This is a genomic window from Actinoplanes sp. NPDC048791, from assembly GCF_040650095.1.
Classification (GTDB): Bacteria; Actinomycetota; Actinomycetes; order Mycobacteriales; family Micromonosporaceae; genus Actinoplanes.
This window is the reverse complement of record NZ_JBEZGQ010000013.1, coordinates 10,844-27,374: the sequence shown is the minus strand read 5'-3', so window position 1 is coordinate 27,374 and position 16,531 is coordinate 10,844. Positions and strand designations below refer to the sequence as shown.

Annotated in this window: 13 protein-coding genes; 8 read left to right on the top strand and 5 right to left on the bottom strand. The window is 70.6% G+C overall.

All coding sequences use genetic code 11. From position 1 onward, the window contains the following. The first annotated feature begins 400 nt into the window (after positions 1-400). From AB0C29_RS02655 to AB0C29_RS02625, 7 genes are all read left to right on the top strand, one after another. Positions 401-1,255, top strand: coding sequence for a DUF4397 domain-containing protein (locus AB0C29_RS02655; protein WP_360814272.1), 855 nt, complete (start codon positions 401-403; stop codon positions 1,253-1,255). An 11-nt stretch (positions 1,256-1,266) separates the two neighbouring features. Continuing rightward, positions 1,267-1,995, top strand: a complete 729-nt coding sequence (locus AB0C29_RS02650; RefSeq protein WP_360814270.1) for a class F sortase — start codon at positions 1,267-1,269, stop codon at positions 1,993-1,995. A 63-nt stretch (positions 1,996-2,058) separates the two neighbouring features. After that, positions 2,059-3,870: a protein kinase domain-containing protein gene (locus tag AB0C29_RS02645; protein ID WP_360814268.1), complete on the top strand. Its 1,812-nt coding sequence runs from the start codon at positions 2,059-2,061 to the stop codon at positions 3,868-3,870. A 128-nt stretch (positions 3,871-3,998) separates the two neighbouring features. After that, on the top strand, positions 3,999-5,507 hold the full coding sequence (locus AB0C29_RS02640; protein ID WP_360814276.1) for a M28 family metallopeptidase: 1,509 nt from the start codon (positions 3,999-4,001) through the stop codon (positions 5,505-5,507). 147 nt (positions 5,508-5,654) lie between these two features. After that, entirely contained in the window at positions 5,655-7,010 is a 1,356-nt protein-coding gene (locus AB0C29_RS02635; protein ID WP_360814266.1) for a hemolysin family protein, read from the top strand. Further along, positions 7,007-8,065 (top strand): hemolysin family protein, encoded by a 1,059-nt coding sequence (locus AB0C29_RS02630; RefSeq protein ID WP_360814264.1) that lies wholly within the window; start codon positions 7,007-7,009, stop codon positions 8,063-8,065. The genes AB0C29_RS02635 and AB0C29_RS02630 overlap by 4 nt, the downstream gene beginning before the upstream one ends. Positions 8,066-8,077: 12 nt before the next feature. Further along, positions 8,078-8,854: a sporulation protein gene (locus tag AB0C29_RS02625; RefSeq protein ID WP_360814262.1), complete on the top strand. Its 777-nt coding sequence runs from the start codon at positions 8,078-8,080 to the stop codon at positions 8,852-8,854. Between the two features lie 130 nt (positions 8,855-8,984). On the opposite strand, the gene leuE is transcribed toward AB0C29_RS02625, so the two are convergent. The 3 genes from leuE to AB0C29_RS02610 form a co-directional block, all read right to left on the bottom strand. Beyond that, positions 8,985-9,734 (bottom strand): leucine efflux protein LeuE, encoded by a 750-nt coding sequence (gene leuE, locus AB0C29_RS02620; protein ID WP_360814274.1) that lies wholly within the window; start codon positions 9,732-9,734, stop codon positions 8,985-8,987. Between the two features lie 62 nt (positions 9,735-9,796). Beyond that, a complete protein-coding gene (locus tag AB0C29_RS02615; RefSeq protein WP_360814260.1) occupies positions 9,797-10,180 on the bottom strand; it encodes a VOC family protein in 384 nt (127 codons plus the stop codon). Positions 10,181-10,189: 9 nt separating this feature from the next. After that, positions 10,190-11,449 (bottom strand): bifunctional pyridoxamine 5'-phosphate oxidase family protein/GNAT family N-acetyltransferase, encoded by a 1,260-nt coding sequence (locus AB0C29_RS02610; protein WP_360814258.1) that lies wholly within the window; start codon positions 11,447-11,449, stop codon positions 10,190-10,192. 47 nt (positions 11,450-11,496) lie between these two features. Here AB0C29_RS02610 and AB0C29_RS02605 point away from each other — a divergent pair, with 47 nt between their 5' ends. Further along, on the top strand, positions 11,497-12,843 hold the full coding sequence (locus AB0C29_RS02605) for an aminotransferase class I/II-fold pyridoxal phosphate-dependent enzyme (protein WP_360814256.1): 1,347 nt from the start codon (positions 11,497-11,499) through the stop codon (positions 12,841-12,843). An 83-nt stretch (positions 12,844-12,926) separates the two neighbouring features. On the opposite strand, the gene AB0C29_RS02600 is transcribed toward AB0C29_RS02605, so the two are convergent. Both AB0C29_RS02600 and AB0C29_RS02595 read right to left on the bottom strand, forming a co-directional pair. After that, positions 12,927-13,922 carry a ribonucleotide-diphosphate reductase subunit beta gene (locus AB0C29_RS02600; RefSeq protein WP_360814254.1) on the bottom strand — a complete coding sequence of 332 codons (996 nt, stop codon included), beginning with the start codon at positions 13,920-13,922 and terminating at the stop codon, positions 12,927-12,929. After that, on the bottom strand, positions 13,923-16,313 hold the full coding sequence (locus AB0C29_RS02595; protein WP_360814252.1) for a ribonucleoside-diphosphate reductase subunit alpha: 2,391 nt from the start codon (positions 16,311-16,313) through the stop codon (positions 13,923-13,925). Positions 16,314-16,531 lie beyond the last annotated feature (218 nt).

The window sequence follows — 16,531 nt, the reverse complement described above, 5'->3', positions numbered from 1 at the left end:
CGACCACCAGCGCGTTGCGGCCGGCGCCGATGGATCGCCACGCGCCGGCCTGGGCGGCGGTGGGCGCGGCGAACGCGGCCCGGAACCACTCCCGGGTGGCGAGGCCGAACTGCTCGAGGACGTCTGACACAAGTCCATGGTGCCCCCGTGGTGTGACAGAAATCGGGGACCGGCGAAAACATCCATCCGGGTGACGGCTCCGAACCAGGAGTGCAGGGCTACGAGCCGATGGGCATCAATCAGACGTTGGAGCACAGGATGGGCACTCGACCAGCGCTCGCGCGCAACCGGAAGGACCATGGTGCGGACCGGTGACGTGCGGCACATTGATGAACGCAGAGCGTATGCATCGATGGCCGCCACCGACGATGCCGCAGAGGCTTCACGAACAGGAGGCACCGTGACCCATCGCGTTTCCGCCTTACGGCGCCTCGGTAGCGCGGCGGCCGCCGTAGCCGCGCTGGCGACCATCACCCTTTCCGCGACCCCGGCCCGGGCGGCCGGTGACGGCTACGTCCGGCTCGCCCACCTTTCGCCCGACACCCCGGCCGTGGACGTCTATCTGAAGTCCGACTCGGGCACGGTCAAGGACCAGAAGTTCGACGGCGTCGCGTACGGCGCCATGTCCGACTACCTGCGCCTGCCCACCGGCACGTATTCCGTGGCGATGCGCAAGGCCGGTGCCGCCGCGAGCACCCCGCCGGTGCTGACCACGCAGGTCACGGTGGACGACGGCGCGGCGTACACGGTGGCCGGGGTGGGTCGTTACGCCGACCTCGGCCTGCGCGTGCTCAAGGACGACCTGAAGCTGCCGGGGGCCGGGGAGTCCAAGATCCGGATCATCCAGGCCTCGGTGCGCGCGCCGGTGCTCGACGTCGGCGGGGCCAACGGCAAGACCATCGCCGACGGCGTCCAGTTCGCCACCACGACCGCGTATCGCCAGGTTAACCCGGGAAAATGGACGGTCCGGGTGAAGCCGACCGGCGGCGGCGCGACCAGTGACCTGCCCTGCACGCTCGGTGCCGGCAACGTGTACTCGCTGCTGGTGCTCGACGACAAGAAGGGCGGCCTGAAGCCGGAGCTGCACATCGACGCGGCGCGTCAGGGCGGCGTGCCCCAGGGCGGGGTGGCCACGGGTGAGGGCGGCACGCAGCCGCAGTCCCCGATGCCGATGGCTCTGCTGCTGGCCGGGGTCGCCGCGGTGGCGACAGGTGGTCTGCTCGTCGGGCTCAGGCGCCGCTCCCGCTCTGCTTGAAGGCGTACCGGATGAGAGTCGTGACGCCGACGCCCGAGGCCGGTCCCGCAGCGGGGGCCGGCCGGGCCGCGGCCCCGGACAAGCCGGAGGTACGCCGTAAAGCGCGCATCCTGCTGCCACTGGCGGTATCGGTGCTGGTGGCGTTCGTCGTGGCCACCGGCTACCTGATGCTCCGCGAGCCGACCGGCACCGAAAAGCTGGGCCGCTGGGCCGGCACCCCGAGCGCCGCCTCGGTGCCCGTGCAGCCGTCCGAGGACATGGAAGGCGCGCCGAACCCGTTCCGTACCGTGCCCTCGGATCTCAGTGGCCCGCCGACCCGCCTGCGGGTCAAGGCCATCGGGGTGGACACGTCGCTGGAGACGCTGAAGCTGGGCGCGGACGGTGAGTTGCAGCCGCCGAAGACCAACGAGCACGCCGGCTGGTACGCGGACGGCACAGCCCCGGGCGACGTGGGCCCGGCCGTCCTGGCCGGTCACGTCGACTCGAAGCAGGGGCCGGCGGTCTTCTACCGGCTGCGCGAGATCACTACTGGCGACAAGATCGAAGTGACGCGCGGCAACCGTACGGTCACGTTCACGGTGACCGCCACGGCCTGGTATCCGAAGAAGGCGTTCCCGACCGAAGAGGTCTACGGGCCGACCCCGGACCGGCAGCTGCGATTGATCACCTGTGGTGGGGTCTTCGACCGGACGTTGCGGTCGTACACGGACAACCTGGTGATCTACGCGGTGGCCGGGTGATCAGGATTCCGCAGGTCAGCCGCCGGTGACTATCCTGGTCGAAGAAGCTACGGATGGGGGCTGATGGCGGTCAGGCGCATGCTCATCGCCGGTCGGTACAGGCTCCTCGAGCCGGTCGGCTCCGGCGGTATGGGCCGGGTCTGGCTGGCCCGCGACGAGATGCTCGACCGGGACGTCGCCGTCAAGGAGTTCGTCCCGCCGCAGTGGATGACCGACGAGGAGCAGGCCCGGCTGCGCACCCGCACCCTGCGCGAGGCCCGCAGCGCCGCCCGGCTCAACCACCCGCACGTGGTGCGCATCTACGACGTCGTGCACGCCGACGATCTGCCCTGGATCGTGATGGAGTACGTCCCGTCCCGCTCGCTGCACCAGGTCATCGGCGAGGACGGCCCGTTCGCGCCGGCCGAGGCGGCCCGGATCGGCCTGGACGTGCTCGAGGCGATCACCGCCGCGCACCGGGCCGGCGTGCTGCACCGCGACGTGAAGCCGCACAACGTGCTGATCGGGCACGACGGCCGGGTCGTGCTCACCGACTTCGGCCTGGCCACCTTCGTCGACGACGGCTCGGTCACCGGCCCCGGCATGGTGGTCGGCTCCCCGCAGTACGTCTCCCCGGAGCGCGCCCGCGACGGGGCGTCCACCGTGGAGTCCGACCTCTGGTCCTTCGGTGCGACCCTGTACGCCGCCGTCGAGGGACGATCCCCGTTCGCCCGCGACAGTGCCATGGCGACGCTGATGGCGCTGGCCACGGACGAGGCTGATCCGCCGGTGCGGGCCGGGCCGCTGGCTCCTGTGCTGACCGGGCTGCTGCGCCGCGAGCCGGTGGAACGGCTCACCGGCGCCGAGGTGGCCGAACGGCTGCGCCTGATCGTGGCGGAGGCCGGTCTGCTCCCCGCGCCGTCGAGGACGTCCGGGACGACGTTCGGCCGTGCGGTCGTACCCGGCCCCAGAAAGGCCCCCGACGATCAGCCCGGCCCGGACGCCCGCCCGCAGCCGCAGCCTGAGCCCGTCGAGGCGAAAGCCGAGCCGGCCGGTGGCGGTCTCGGCGCCGCCCTGGCCGCGGCCCTGCCCGGTGTCGTCTATCCGCCCGGACCGGCCGCCGAGCGGGGGGAGCACCTGAGTGAGCCGGTCATCCCGGCCCAGCGCCCGGCCCCGGCCGAGGTCGCGCCGCCGAGGTCACGCCGCCGGCTCCTCGTCGCGGGTGTGGTGCTGGCCGTGCTCGCCGGTGGTGGTGTCGCCGCCGGGCTGACGCTGCGCGGTGACGATGACCGGGCCCAGCCGGGGGCGATCGGTGCCACCCCCGGCGTCGTCACGTCCTCGGGCAGCGGCGGCAGTTCGGGTGGCTTCAGCCCGGTGAACTGCGCCAGTGCGGCACCGCCCGGACTGCCCCGCACGCCGGTCGCGGGGGCGGAGAAGCTGCGCGACGGCTGGGCGTTGTACCCGGGCTGGTCGTATTTCAGTGACGCCGGCTTCCACATCGCGGTCCCGGACGGCTGGACCTATCAGACCATCGGCACCACCATCTGTTTCCGCGACCCGAGCAACCTCAGAATCCTCAGCATCGACCCCGACCGCAGCCCGCAGGGTGACCCGGTGCAGGCGTGCCGCAAGGAAGTGACCCGGCTGCGGGCCGCCGGTGACCTGCGCAACTACACCCAGCTGCGGATCGACCGGGTGCCCGGCCTGGCCCGGGCGGCGGACTGGGAATACACGTACGACGGACGCGACGGTGGCCGGATGCACGCGATGACCCGGTGGCGCGCCGCCAACGACGGCCGGGCGTACGCGATCGGCCTGATGACCCTGGATCTGGACTGGCCCGGCAATTTCGAGAAATGGGGCATGATCCAGAGCACCTTCTTCACGGACAGCTGAGATATGGCTCATTCGATATGAGTGCATAGAACTGCGTCTCTGCGATGCTCGGCGTGGCCGTCGCCACACCCTGGGCGACGGCGCCCCCCGAGCCCCGCGGAGGACACCCCGTGAGAGCAGTTCCATTGATCGGCGCGTCGGCCTTGCTCGCCGCCCTCTTCGCCGCCCCCGTCCAGGCCGCTCCCGTCGCCGCGGCCGCTGTGGCCCCGCCCGACATCGCCGTCGCGAACGTCAAGGCGCACCTCACCCAGCTCCAGTCGATCGCCACGGCGAACGGCGGCAACCGCGCGCACGGCCGGCCCGGCTACCTGGCCTCGGTCACCTACGTGAAGGGTCTGCTCGACGCGGCCGGCTTCACCACCCAGCAGCAGTCGTTCACCTACAACGGCGCGACCGGCTACAACCTCATCGCGGACTGGCCCGGCGGCGACACCTCCGACACCCTCATGGTCGGCGCGCACCTGGACAGCGTCACGGCCGGCCCCGGCATCAACGACAACGGCTCCGGCTCGGCCGCCAACCTCGAGGTGGCGCTGGCCGTCGCCCGGACCGGCTTCCAGCCCGCCCGGCACCTGCGCTTCGGCTGGTGGGGCGCCGAGGAGCTGGGCCTGCGCGGCTCCACCGCGTACGTGAACTCGCTGAGCTCGGCGCAGAAGGCGGCCATCGGCGGTTACCTGAACTTCGACATGGTGGGCTCGCCGAACCCGGGCTACTTCCTCTACGACGGCGACAACTCCGACGGCACCGGCTCGGGCCCCGGCCCTGCGGGCTCCGCCGAGATCGAGGACACGCTGGAGGCGTACTACGCGTCGATCGGTGTGCCGACCCGCGGTACCGACTTCGACGGGCGCAGCGACTACGGCCCGTTCATCGCGGCGGGCATCCCCGCCGGCGGCATCTTCACCGGGGCGGAGGGCCGCAAGACCGCGGCCCAGGTCACCCTCTGGGGCGGTACGACCGGCGCCTTCGACCCCTGCTACCACGCCTCCTGTGACACCACCGCGAACATCAACGACACGGCGCTGAACCGCAACTCCGACGCGATCGCGGCCACGGTGTGGGCGCTGGCCGACGGCGGCGGCACCGAGCCTCCGACCGGCGAGACGGTCTACTCGGACACGTTCGAGACCGCCACCGGCTGGACCACCAACGCCGGAGCCACCGACACCGCGACCGCCGGCGCCTTCGAACGCGGTGACCCGGCCGCCACCACCTCGGGCGTGGCCACCCAGCTCGGCACCACGGTCAGCGGCACCAACGACCTGGTCACCGGGGCGGCCGCCGGGGCCAGCGCCGGCGCCAACGACGTCGACGGCGGCACCACGACGATCCGGTCGCCGGCGATCACGCTGCCCACCGGCACGCTGACCCTGTCGTTCTCCTGGTACCTCGCGCACCTGAACAACGCGACCAGCGGCGACTACTTCCGGGTCCGGGTCATCTCCGGCAGCACCACGACCACGCTCCTCACCCAGGCCGGGGCGGCCAGCAACCGCGCCGCCGCGTGGCAGGCCGCGACGGTCAACCTCTCCGCGTACGCCGGGCAGTCGATCCGGCTGCAGGTGGAGGCGGCCGACACCGGCACGGCGAGCCTGGTGGAGGCGGCTGTGGACAACGTCACCATCACCCGCGCCTGACGGACGGGGGCGTGCGGGGGTGCGGCTGCGGCCGTACCCCCGCTCGGGTTTCTCACAGCGGACTTGCAGCCGCCGCTGCTATCTTTTTCGGATGATCGGCAGTATGCAGCCGGGCTCGGCCCGGCTTCTCGTCTTTCCGGCCCGGCCATGTTGATCCTGGTCGGATTTCTGCTAGTCATCCTGGTGACGGCCGTAACCGGCTACTTCGTCGCGCAGGAGTTCGGGTATGTCGCGGTCGACCGCAGCCGCCTGCGCCAGGAGGCCGAGCAGGGCGACAAGGCCGCAGAACGCGCGCTCAAGGTCACCGAACGGCTCTCGTTCGTGCTGTCCGGCGCGCAGCTCGGCATCACCGTCACCGCCCTGATCGTCGGCTACGTCGCCGAGCCGTTCCTCGGTGAGGGCTTCGCCGACCTGCTCGGCGTGGCCGGGGTGCCCACCGCGGTGAGCCTGCCCATCTCGATCGTGCTGGCCCTGCTCATCGCCACCGTCGTGCAGATGGTCCTGGGCGAGCTCGCTCCCAAGAACTTCGCGATCGCCCGGGCCGAGACCCTGGCCAAGGCGCTCAGCCGCTCGACGCTGGTCTACCTGGCCGTCTTCGGGCCGATCATCAAGCTCTTCGACAAGGCCGCGGCCCGGCTGCTGCGCCGGGTCGGCATCGAGCCGATCGAGGAGCTGCCCGAGGGCGCCACGGAGGAGGACCTCGAGCACATCATCGCCGAGTCCCGCGCCGAGGGTCACCTCGATCCGGAGCTCTCGGCGCTGCTCGACCGCGGCCTCGACTTCCGCCGCCGGGTCGCGTCCGAGGTGATGATCCCCCGGGTGGACGTGCACACGGTCCGCGGCAGCGACCCGGCCTCCCAGGTGGTGAAGCTGCTGGACACCGGCCGGTCCCGTTTCCCGGTCCGCGCCGGCACCGGCGTCGACGAGATCATCGGAGTGGTCGGCATCGCGGACGTCCTGACCGTGCCCGCCGCCGACCGTGCCACGGTTCCGGTCGAGTCGCTGGCCGTGCCGCCGCTCTTCGTGCCGGCCTCGTTGCGCCTGCCCGCGGTGCTGGACCGGCTGCGCGGCGACCACCGCCAGCTCGCCTGCGTGGTCGACGAGTACGGCGGCTTCGCCGGCATCATCACCCTCGAGGACATCGCCGAGGAACTGGTCGGCCCGATCCGCGACGAGGACGACCTGCCCGAGCCGGCCCCGGCCCGCCAGCAGGACGGCTCGTGGATCGTCCCGGCCCGCTGGCGCATCGACGAGGTCATCGACGCGACCGGCGTGGACCTGCCGGAGAGCGACGAATACGACACGGTGTCCGGCCTGGTGATGTCCGAGCTCGGCCGGGTGCCGCAGGTCGGTGACGCGGTGTCGCTCGCCTCCGGCACAGCGCTCGCGGTGCTCTCGGTGGACCGGCACGTGCCTGACGCCGTACGCCTGTCGGCCCCGCCCGGTGCGGCCGCCGCCACCGCTCTTGCCACCGGTCTCGACGCTGAGGGGGACTCCCGATGAGCACGACCTGGGCTGTGATCTGCTCGGTGCTGCTGCTCGCCGGGAACGCGTTCTTCGTCGCGGCCGAGTTCGCCCTGGTGGCCAGCAAGCGCTACCGCCTGGAGCATTCCGCCGCGGGAGGCAGCCGGGCCGCCCGCGCCGCCCTGGACGGCAGCCGCGAGCTGTCCCTGATGCTCGCCGCCGCCCAGCTCGGCATCACTCTGTGCTCGCTGGGCCTGGGCGCGCTGGCCGAGCCGGCCATCGAGCACCTGGTCCACCCGCTGCTGCACGGCATCGGCCTGCCGGACATGCCCAGCGGCATCATCGCGTTCCTGCTGGCGCTGGTCGTCGTCACGTTCCTGCACCTGGTGGTCGGCGAGATGATGCCGAAGTCCTGGGCGATCACCGACCCGGAACGCTCGGCGACCCTGCTGGCGCTGCCCTTCCGCGGCTTCGTCCGGATGGTCCGCCCGGCCCTGGTGGCGCTGAACGCCCTGGCCAACGTGGCGCTGCGCCCGTTCGGGGTGCACCCGCAGGACCAGCTGGCCCAGGCGCACGGCCCGCAGGAGATGCACATCCTGCTGGAACGCTCCCGCGCGGAAGGCCTGATCGGCGCGGAGCAGACCGAGCTGCTGACGAGCATGCTGAAGCTGCAGGACACCAAGGTCGCCGACGTGATGACCCCGGACGCCCAGCTGGTGACGATCCCGCCGGACGCCTCGGCCCTGGACATCGAGGCGTCGTCGCTGCGCTGCGGCCGGTCCCGGCTGGTGGTGGTCTCCCCGACGGGCGAGGCGCTGGGCGTGGTGCACGTCCGCGACGCGATCCGGGTCACCACCCCGGGCGGGACGGCGACGGCGGCCGAGCTGATGGACCCGCCGTTCACGCTGGAAGCGGCGGTCACGGTGACGGACGCGGTGACCCGGATGCGGGCGGCCCGGGCCCAGTTCGCGCTGGTGACCCGCCGAGGCCAGGGCCGGGTCGGCTTCGTCGCCCTGGAGGACCTGCTGGAGCAGGTCATCGGCGAATTCGACGACGAGACGGACCCGGTGCCGGTGGGCCGGCGCATGCGCTGAGAGGATGGCCGGATGGTCTTCGCGAGAGTGCTGCGGGCGTTCGGGGTAGGCGGACCGAGCGTCGACACGGTCCTGACCGACCCGGCCACCCACCCCGGCGGCACCCTGCACGGCGAGGTCAGAGTGGCCGGCGGTGAATACGACGTGCTGATCGACAACATCGTGCTGGCCCTGGTGACCCGCGCGGAAGCCGAAGACGGCGAAGCCCTGCTGGAATTCCACCGCGCCTCGGTGGCGGGGAACTTCACGCTGCGGGCGGGGGCGCGCGAGGACATCCCGTTCACGCTGACGGTGCCGTGGGAGACGCCGGTGACGCACCTGGCCGGCAAGCCGCTGGCCGGGATGACGATGGGCGTGCGGACCGAGCTGTCGGTGGCGAAATCGGTCGACCAGGGCGACCTGGACGGGGTGGAGATCCATCCGCTGCCGGCCCAGGAGAAAATTCTGGCGGCCTTCGACCGCCTGGGCTTCCGGCTGCGGCACGCGGACGTGGAGCGGGGCGGGATCTACGGGGTACGGCAGGAGCTGCCGTTCTACCAGGAAATCGAGTACGCGGCGCCGGCGGAGTACGCGAAGTCGATGGACGAGGTGGAAGTGACCTTCGTGGCGGACTCGGCGGGGATCGAGGTGATCCTGGAGTTCGACAAGCGTGGGGGGTTGTTGCGGGAGGGGCGGGATACGTACGCCCGGTACCGGGTCTCGCACGACGAGGTGTCCGGGGTGGACTGGGTTTCGGTGGTGGAGGGGTGGGTGCACGAGGTGGTTGGTAAGGGGTCTTTGCCGGGGTGAGGCCGGCTTCTTGCTAGCCCTTGTTCCGTCCGCCTGTTGGCGGGGTGTTCGTTGCCGCCGCCTGTTGCGGTTCCGCCGGCCGTCGCGCTTTCTGCGGGCCGTTGCCTCGTCGGCCGTAGCTGGTGGGCAGTCAGCCCGTAGTGGCGGTGGCGAGCTTGATCCCGAAGCCGACGAACACAGCGCCGACCCCGGTCGCCACGGCCGCGGACAGCCGCTGACGACGCCGGAACTGGCCGGCCAGGAACCGCCCGCCAAAGATCAGCCCGGTGAGATAGAGCGCGCTGAACACCTGCAGCACCGCCCCGAGGATCAGGAACGACAGCGCGGGATGGGCATACCCCGGCTCGACGAACTGGATGAAGAACGAAACCACGAACAGGATCGCCTTCGGGTTGAGCAGGCTGACAACCAGCGCCCGCCGGAACGGCCGCTGCATCCCCGCACTGAGCCCCGTAGGCCTTGCCTGATCCGCGGCGCGCACTGCGTTCCCGGCCGCGCCCGCATCGGCACTCTGCTGAGCGACCGCCGCCGAATCGCTGCGACCACGCCACTTCTGCCAGGCCCCACGGATGATGCCGAAGCCCACCCAGGCGAGGTAGGCCGCACCCGCGTACTTGATCACCATGAAGGCCGGCGGATACGTCCGAAGCAGCGAAGCAACGCCCGCAGCAGCGAGCACCATGAGCACCGTGTCGCCGACGAACACCCCGGCGGCGGCCTGATATCCCGCTCGCACCCCGCGCTGCGCGCCGACCGTCAGCACAAAGATGGAGTTGGGCCCAGGCAGCAACACGATCGCGACCGTGCCCAGCACGTACGTCCAGAAGTCAGTGATCCCCAGCACGCCTCCATCCTCAGCGCCCCGACGAGGCGCCGGCAGTACCCGTAGAGCTAGATCCTTGTGGCCTTCCCCACGTCGTCGAGCGCCGTGGGCCGGAATCCCTACACCGGGTCCACCCGCCGACGCAGCAGGCAGAACTCGTTGCCCTCGGGATCGGCGAGCACGTGCCAGCTCTCATCCCCCGTCTGGCCCACGTCGGCGGGCCGGGCACCGATCGCGAGCAGCCGCTCCAGCTCCGCGTCCTGGTCGCGATCGGTCGCATTGACGTCGATGTGCAGGCGCAGCTGACCCGTCTTCGGCGTCGTGGTCCTGTTGAAGACGATGGTCGGTTGCGGCCCGCCGAACCCTCCATCGGCCGGTCCGATCTCGATGTCGCCGTTGGCGTCGCGCTCCAGCTCGACATAGCCGAGCACCTCACACCAGAACCGGGAGAGCAGGTCAGGATCGAGCGCGTCCAGCACGAGCTCGGTTATGCGGCATGCCATCCCAACACCCTAATGAAGCTGAGCCGGCGAATCGCTGGTCTCCAGGCGAGCTCGGAGGCGCTTCGCGGCCGCGGGCCATTCCTCCACCGTCATCGCGAACAGCACCGTGTCCCGCCACGTCCCGTCCGGGCGCAACCGGTGCCGCCGGATCATCCCGTCCCTCGTCGCGCCCAGCCGAGCGATCGCCTGCTGTGACCTCTCGTTGCGAATGTCGGTGTACCAGAACACCCGCTCCGCGCCGAGCACCTCGAAGGCCCGTTCCATCAGCAGCAGCTTCGCCTCCGTGTTCACCCCGGTGCGCCACCACCGACGGCCGAGAACGGTGTGGCCGATGCCGACTGCCTGCCGTTCCGGGTCGATGTCGTGATAGCTCGTCATGCCCATCACCTCGCCGGTCCGCGGGTCGACCTGCGCCCACGACACCCTCTTGCCCTCCCACTGCTCGCGGGCGGCGACAGCAATGAGCTCGGCCATCTCCGCGCTGCTCCGCGGCCGCTCGCTCGGCAGGTGCTGCCACACCTCGTCATCGCTGATCGCCGCCAGCAGGCCGTCCGCGTGACCGGGGGCCAGCGGCTCCAACGCGACATGTCGACCGCGCATCGGCGCCGCGATGTGCCACGGCGAGGTCGGTCCCGGCAGGTACGCGGGCGGCGGACCACTGACTCCGGCGTCCGGCTCCGGCGGGCCGGCGACCCGCCGGAGCGGCAGCACGCCGGCCCAGTGCGGCAGCGACAGATCCTCCGGGTCGTCCACGACGCCACCGGTGCGCGCTCGCACGGACACTTCGACGAGAGGTAGCGCCAGCACGGTGGTCGTCGCCAGCTCACGTGCCGTCGGCGGCCTGCTCGCCGCGCTGCGGCCGTGGCCTATCCGCTCCACCAGCGCGTCCATTGCCGCGCGCTTTTCCGCCATGTCGGTGACCGGCCTGGCGTTGCCGTGCACCACGACCGATCGGTAGTTCGCGCTGTGGTGGAACTGGGAGCGCGCATAGACGATGCCGTCGAGCAGTGTCACCGACACGGCAACCGGCACGCCGTCGTCTCGCGCCTGCAAGCCCAGCCGGCCGCCCGTGGAAGCGTGCAGATACAACGTGTCCTCGACGCGGACGTGCAGCGTGGGCAGCACCCGTGGCTCACCGTCGACCACGAAAGCGACGGAACAGTCGTACGCCTCGTCCAGGATGGCGTGGGCCTTCTCGCGTTCGTAGTGCATCCGGGCGCGATTGCGGGTGGCCGTGGTCCGAGCGGTGGGCTGATAGAGGTCGGTCACGGAAACCCTCCTTGCCAACGGGCCTGTACTAGTACAGAATCTGTCTTGTGCCAGCACAGTATCAGGTCACCGGATCCAGCGCCGCCTCGATTTCCGCGAGCATCGAGGCGGGGGTCCGCCTCGGCGACTGGGCCTGGGGTGATCGCCTCCCGCCCATCCGGGTTCTCGCCGACAGCCTGCACGTCAGCCCGGCCACCGTGTCCAAGGCCTACCAGGAGCTGCGTCAGCGCGGCATCGTCGAGTCCGTGGGCCGGCAGGGCACCCGCATCCGGGCCCGGCCGGCTGTGGCCAGCCCGCGCTCCGCGCTGCGGCTGCCGGTGCCGGCGGGCGCGCTCGACCTGTCGGCCGGCGACCCCGACACCCGGCTGCTGCCGTCCCTGGGCCGGCACCTTCGCTCAGTGTCCGATGAGGTCGGTCCACCCATGGGGTACGCGGCAGCCGGCGCGATGCCCGAGCTCATCGACGCAGCCCGGCCCCGCCTCGCCGCCGACGGAGTGCCGGTCGACGATGCCGCCATCACTGTCACCAACGGCACCCTCGACGCCATCGAGCGACTGCTGACAGCGCATCTGCGCCCGGGTGACCCGGTCGCCGTCGAGGATCCCGGCTGGGCCAATCTGCTCGACCTCCTGGGCGCGCTGGGCCTGACCGCCGTGCCGGTCGCGGTCGACGACGAGGGTCCGCTGCCTGACCGGCTCGCTGCCGCGTTGAGAGGAGGAGCGCGCGCCGCCGTGATCACGGCTCGAGCGCAGAATCCCACCGGCGCCGCGGTCACCGCCGGCCGCGCGGCAGAGCTGCGTGCGGTCCTGAGCAGCCACCCCGAAGTGCTCCTGATCGAGGATGACCACGCGGCCGAGCTGGCCGGCGTGCCCTTGCACTGCCTCGGTGGAGCGACGCAGTCGTGGGCATTCGTCCGATCGGCCTCGAAGCCCTACGGACCCGATCTGCGCATCGCCGTCATGGCCGGGGACGAGGCGACCATCGCGCGCGTGGTCGGCCGCATGCGTATCGGAGCCGGGTGGGTGTCCACAGTGCTGCAACGTCTGCTGCTGAGGCTGTGGCACGACGAGGAAACCGAGGCCCAGATCGCCGCGGCGGGTGCGGACTACGACCGTCGCCGCCGTTCGCTGCGCGAGGCGCTGGCGGTGCGCGGAGTGCGGGCGCGGGGGGCCACCGGCATCAACGTCTGGGTCAACGTCGAGGACGAGACCCGCATGGTGGCAACCCTGCGCGACGCCGGCTATGCGGTCGCCCCGGGTTCCCTGTTCCGCATGGAGGCACCACCGGGCGTCCGGATGACGGTCAGCCCGATCGACGACGACGCCATCGAAGCCCTGGCCGACCAGGTCGCCGCCGCAGCCCATCCCGCCGCTGTGCCCACCGCCTCACGATGACTGCCTGCTTCGGGCTCGGTCGGCGGGAACGCGCCGGCGCTGCCGTCCGCAATACAGCGAACGACAGTGCCCGGCGCCGGCGATCAGAAGTCGTCGTCGAAGCTCACGGACCCGCTGATGCCGACCTGATAGGCCGACACCCGGCGCTCGAAGAAGTTCGACAGCTCCTGCACGTCCTGCAGTTCCATGAAGGCGAACGGGTTCTGCGAACCGTAGGCCGAGGCGATGCCGAGCTGCGCCAGCCGACGGTCCGCCACGTGTTGCAGGTATTCACGCATGTCGGCCAGCGACATGCCGGAGACACCCTGTTCCAGCAGATCCGCCGCAAACTGCACCTCACACTCGACGGCCTCCGCCAGCATGTCGCGCACCTGCTGCTCGAGCTTCTCGTCGAAGAGATCCGGTTCCTCCGCGCGCACCTGCTCGACCACGTCGAAGGCGAAGGCCATGTGCATCGACTCGTCGCGGAAGACCCAGTTCGTACCCGAGGCGAGGCCGTGCAGCAGCCCGCGCGACCGCAGGTAGTAGACGTAAGCGAAAGCGCCGTAGAAGAACAGGCCCTCGATGCACGCGGCGAAGCAGATGACGTTGAGCAGGAACGCCCGCCGGTCGTCCTCGGTCCGCAGCTCCCGCAGTTCGAAGACCGAGTCGATCCACCGGAAGCAGAATTCGGCCTTGCGGGCGATCGACGGAATCTTCTCCACCGCGTCGAAGGCCGCAGCCCGCTCCGCGTCGTCGGGCACGTAGGTGTCCAGCAGGTTCAGATAGAACTGGACGTGCACGGCCTCCTCGAAGAGCTGCCGCGACAGATAGAGCCGTCCCTCCGGCGAGTTGACGTGCTGGTAGAGGTTCAGCACCAGGTTGTTCGCGACAATCGTGTCGCCTGTGGCGAAGAAGGCGACCAGGCGGCTGACCAGGTGCTGCTCCGCGGGCGACAGCTTGGCCAGATCGGCGAGGTCGGAGTGCAGATCGACCTCCTCGACGGTCCAGGTGTTCTTGATCGCGTCCTTGAAACGGTCGAAGAAGTGCGGGTACTTCATCGGCCGCAGGGTCAGGTCCATTCCGGGATCCAGCAACATCTACTGACACGCCTCACACGACTCGGGGTTCTCCAGGGAGCAGGCCACTGCCTCGTCATCGCCGACCGGCGCCGGCACGGTCGGCGCGACGGCCACGGTCGCCTGCTGGATGCGCGTCGCCGGCCGCGACCGCAGGTAGTAGGTGGTTTTCAAGCCGGCCTTCCACGCGTAGAGGTACATCGACGAGACCTTGCCGATGGTCGGCGCGCTCATGAAGAGGTTCAGCGACTGCGACTGGTCCACGTAGGGCGCCCGGGCCGCGGCCACATCGATGAGCGCCTTCTGCGGCAGTTCCCACGCCGTGCGAAAGAGCTCCCGGACGTCGGCAGGCAGGGCGGAGATGCCCTGCACCGAGCCCTCGGCGCGCTTGATCTGCTCGCGGACGGCTGCGGTCCAGAGGTTGCGCGCCTTCAGTTCCCGTACCAGATAGGTGTTGATCTGCAGGAACTCGCCGCTCAGCGTCTCACGCTTGAAGAGGTTGCTGACCTGAGGCTCGATGCACTCGTAACAGCCGGCGATGGAGGCGATCGTCGCCGTCGGCGCGATCGCGATCAGCAGCGAGTTTCGCAGCCCGCTGGTCGCGATCCGCTGCCGCACCGCCGCCCACCGGGCGGTCTGCGTCGGCGTCACCCCCCAGAGATCCGGCTGCAGGTCGCCGTTGGCCGCTCTGGTCTGCGGGTACGCCGGGTGTGCGCCCGACTGTTCAGCAAGTTCGGCCGAGCTCTCCAGCGCGGTCAGGTAGATCTCCTCGGCGACCCTCGTGCTCAGCTCTTGCGCCGCAGCGGAGTCGAAGGGCAGCCTCAGCGCGAAGAACGCGTCCTGCAAGCCCATCAGCCCGAGCCCGACCGGACGCCACCGTGGGTTGCTGGTCGCGGCCTCGGCGCTCGGGTAGTAGTTGATGTCGATGACGCGGTCCAGGAAGACGACCGCCGTCCGCACCGTCGCCCGCAGCTTCTCCCAGTCCACGTCGTCGCCGTTCAGATGCCCGGCGAGGTTGATCGAGCCCAGATTGCAGACGGCCGTCTCGTCGTCCGAGCTGACTTCCAGGATCTCCGTGCACAGATTCGACAGGTGAATGGTGTTGCCCGGCACGCCGGTCTGATTGCTCAGCCGGTTCGACGGATCCTTGAAGGTCATCCAGCCGTTGCCGGTCTGCGCCAGGGTGCGCATCATCCGGCCGTAGAGATCGCGTGCCTTGACCTGACGGACGACAGACCCGGCGGCCTCGGCGGCCCGATAGGCCGCGTCAAAATCGGCACCCCAGAGATCAGGCAGCGACGGTACGGCCGACGGATCGATCAGCGACCACATCTCGTCGGCCTCGACCCGGCGCATGAACTCGTCGGGGATCCAGTTGGCCAGATTCAAGTTGTGCGTCCGGCGGGCGTCCTCGCCGGTGTTGTCGCGCAGCTCGAGGAATTCCTCGATGTCCGGGTGCCACGGCTCCAGATAGACACAGGCCGCGCCCTTGCGCCGGCCGCCCTGATTGACGGCGGCCACGCTGGCGTCGAGGGTGCGCAGGAACGGCACGATGCCGTTCGACTGCCCGTTCGTGCCGCGGATCAGCGCGCCGCGCCCGCGGACCCGCGACCACGAGATGCCGATGCCGCCGGCGAACTTCGACAGCCGCGCCACCTGCTGATACCGCTCGTAGATCGAGTCCAGCTCGTCCTTCGGCGAGTCCACCAGGAAGCACGACGACATCTGGGTGTGCCGGGTGCCGGAGTTGAAGAGCGTCGGCGAGCTCGGCAGGTAGGCCAGCGACGACACCAGCCGGTAGAACGCGATCGCCTCACCGGCGTTGGTCGACAGGCCGCAGGCGACCCGCAGCAGCCAGTACTGCGGCGTCTCCACGACCAGCCGCGACTGCGGATGACGCAGCAGGTAGCGGTCGGCGACGGTCCGCAACCCGAAGTACTCGAAGCGCAGATCGCCGGCCGGGTCCACGGCATCGTCGAGCTTGCGGGCGTTCCTGGCCACGAAAGCAGCCGTCGCGTCGCCGATCAGCCCCTCCGCGTGGCTGTGCGCGACGGCCTGGCTGAAGCTCGCGATGCCCTGCCCGCGTACCTCCTTGTCGATGAAGGCCGCCAGCAGCCGGGCCGCCAGTCGCGAGTATTGCGGCTCCTCGCCGATCAGCTCCGCGGCCGTCTGGATCGACAGCTTGTCCAGCTCCGCGGTGGTCGCGCCGTCGTAGAGCCCGCTGATGGTCTTGGTGGCCACCCGCAACGGATCCACCTCGTCCAGGTCGGCGACCCAGCGCTCGACCGCCCGCACGATCTTGTTGACGTCGACCGTCTCGGTCTCACCATTGCGCTTGCGCACCTGCATCGCGTGCCGGCGTTGCTCCGGCACGGCCGGATCGTACGCAGTCTTGTCCTGCGTGACCGTCATGAACTCTCTCTCCTCGCGAGCCCGTTGGCGGAACGGTCTTCGGGCGCGCAGGAGGACGCCGGTGGACGCGACTGTGCGCGTACACCTGAAATGGCGTCGGCCGTCCCACGCGGCCTCGGACCGGCCCACCCGCAACCGAGGCGGGCGCGGGGAGGTCTTAGGACTCGCCGGCCGGACCCGTTCCCGGCGCCACAAGGCCGGGGCGTACCGGGGCCCCG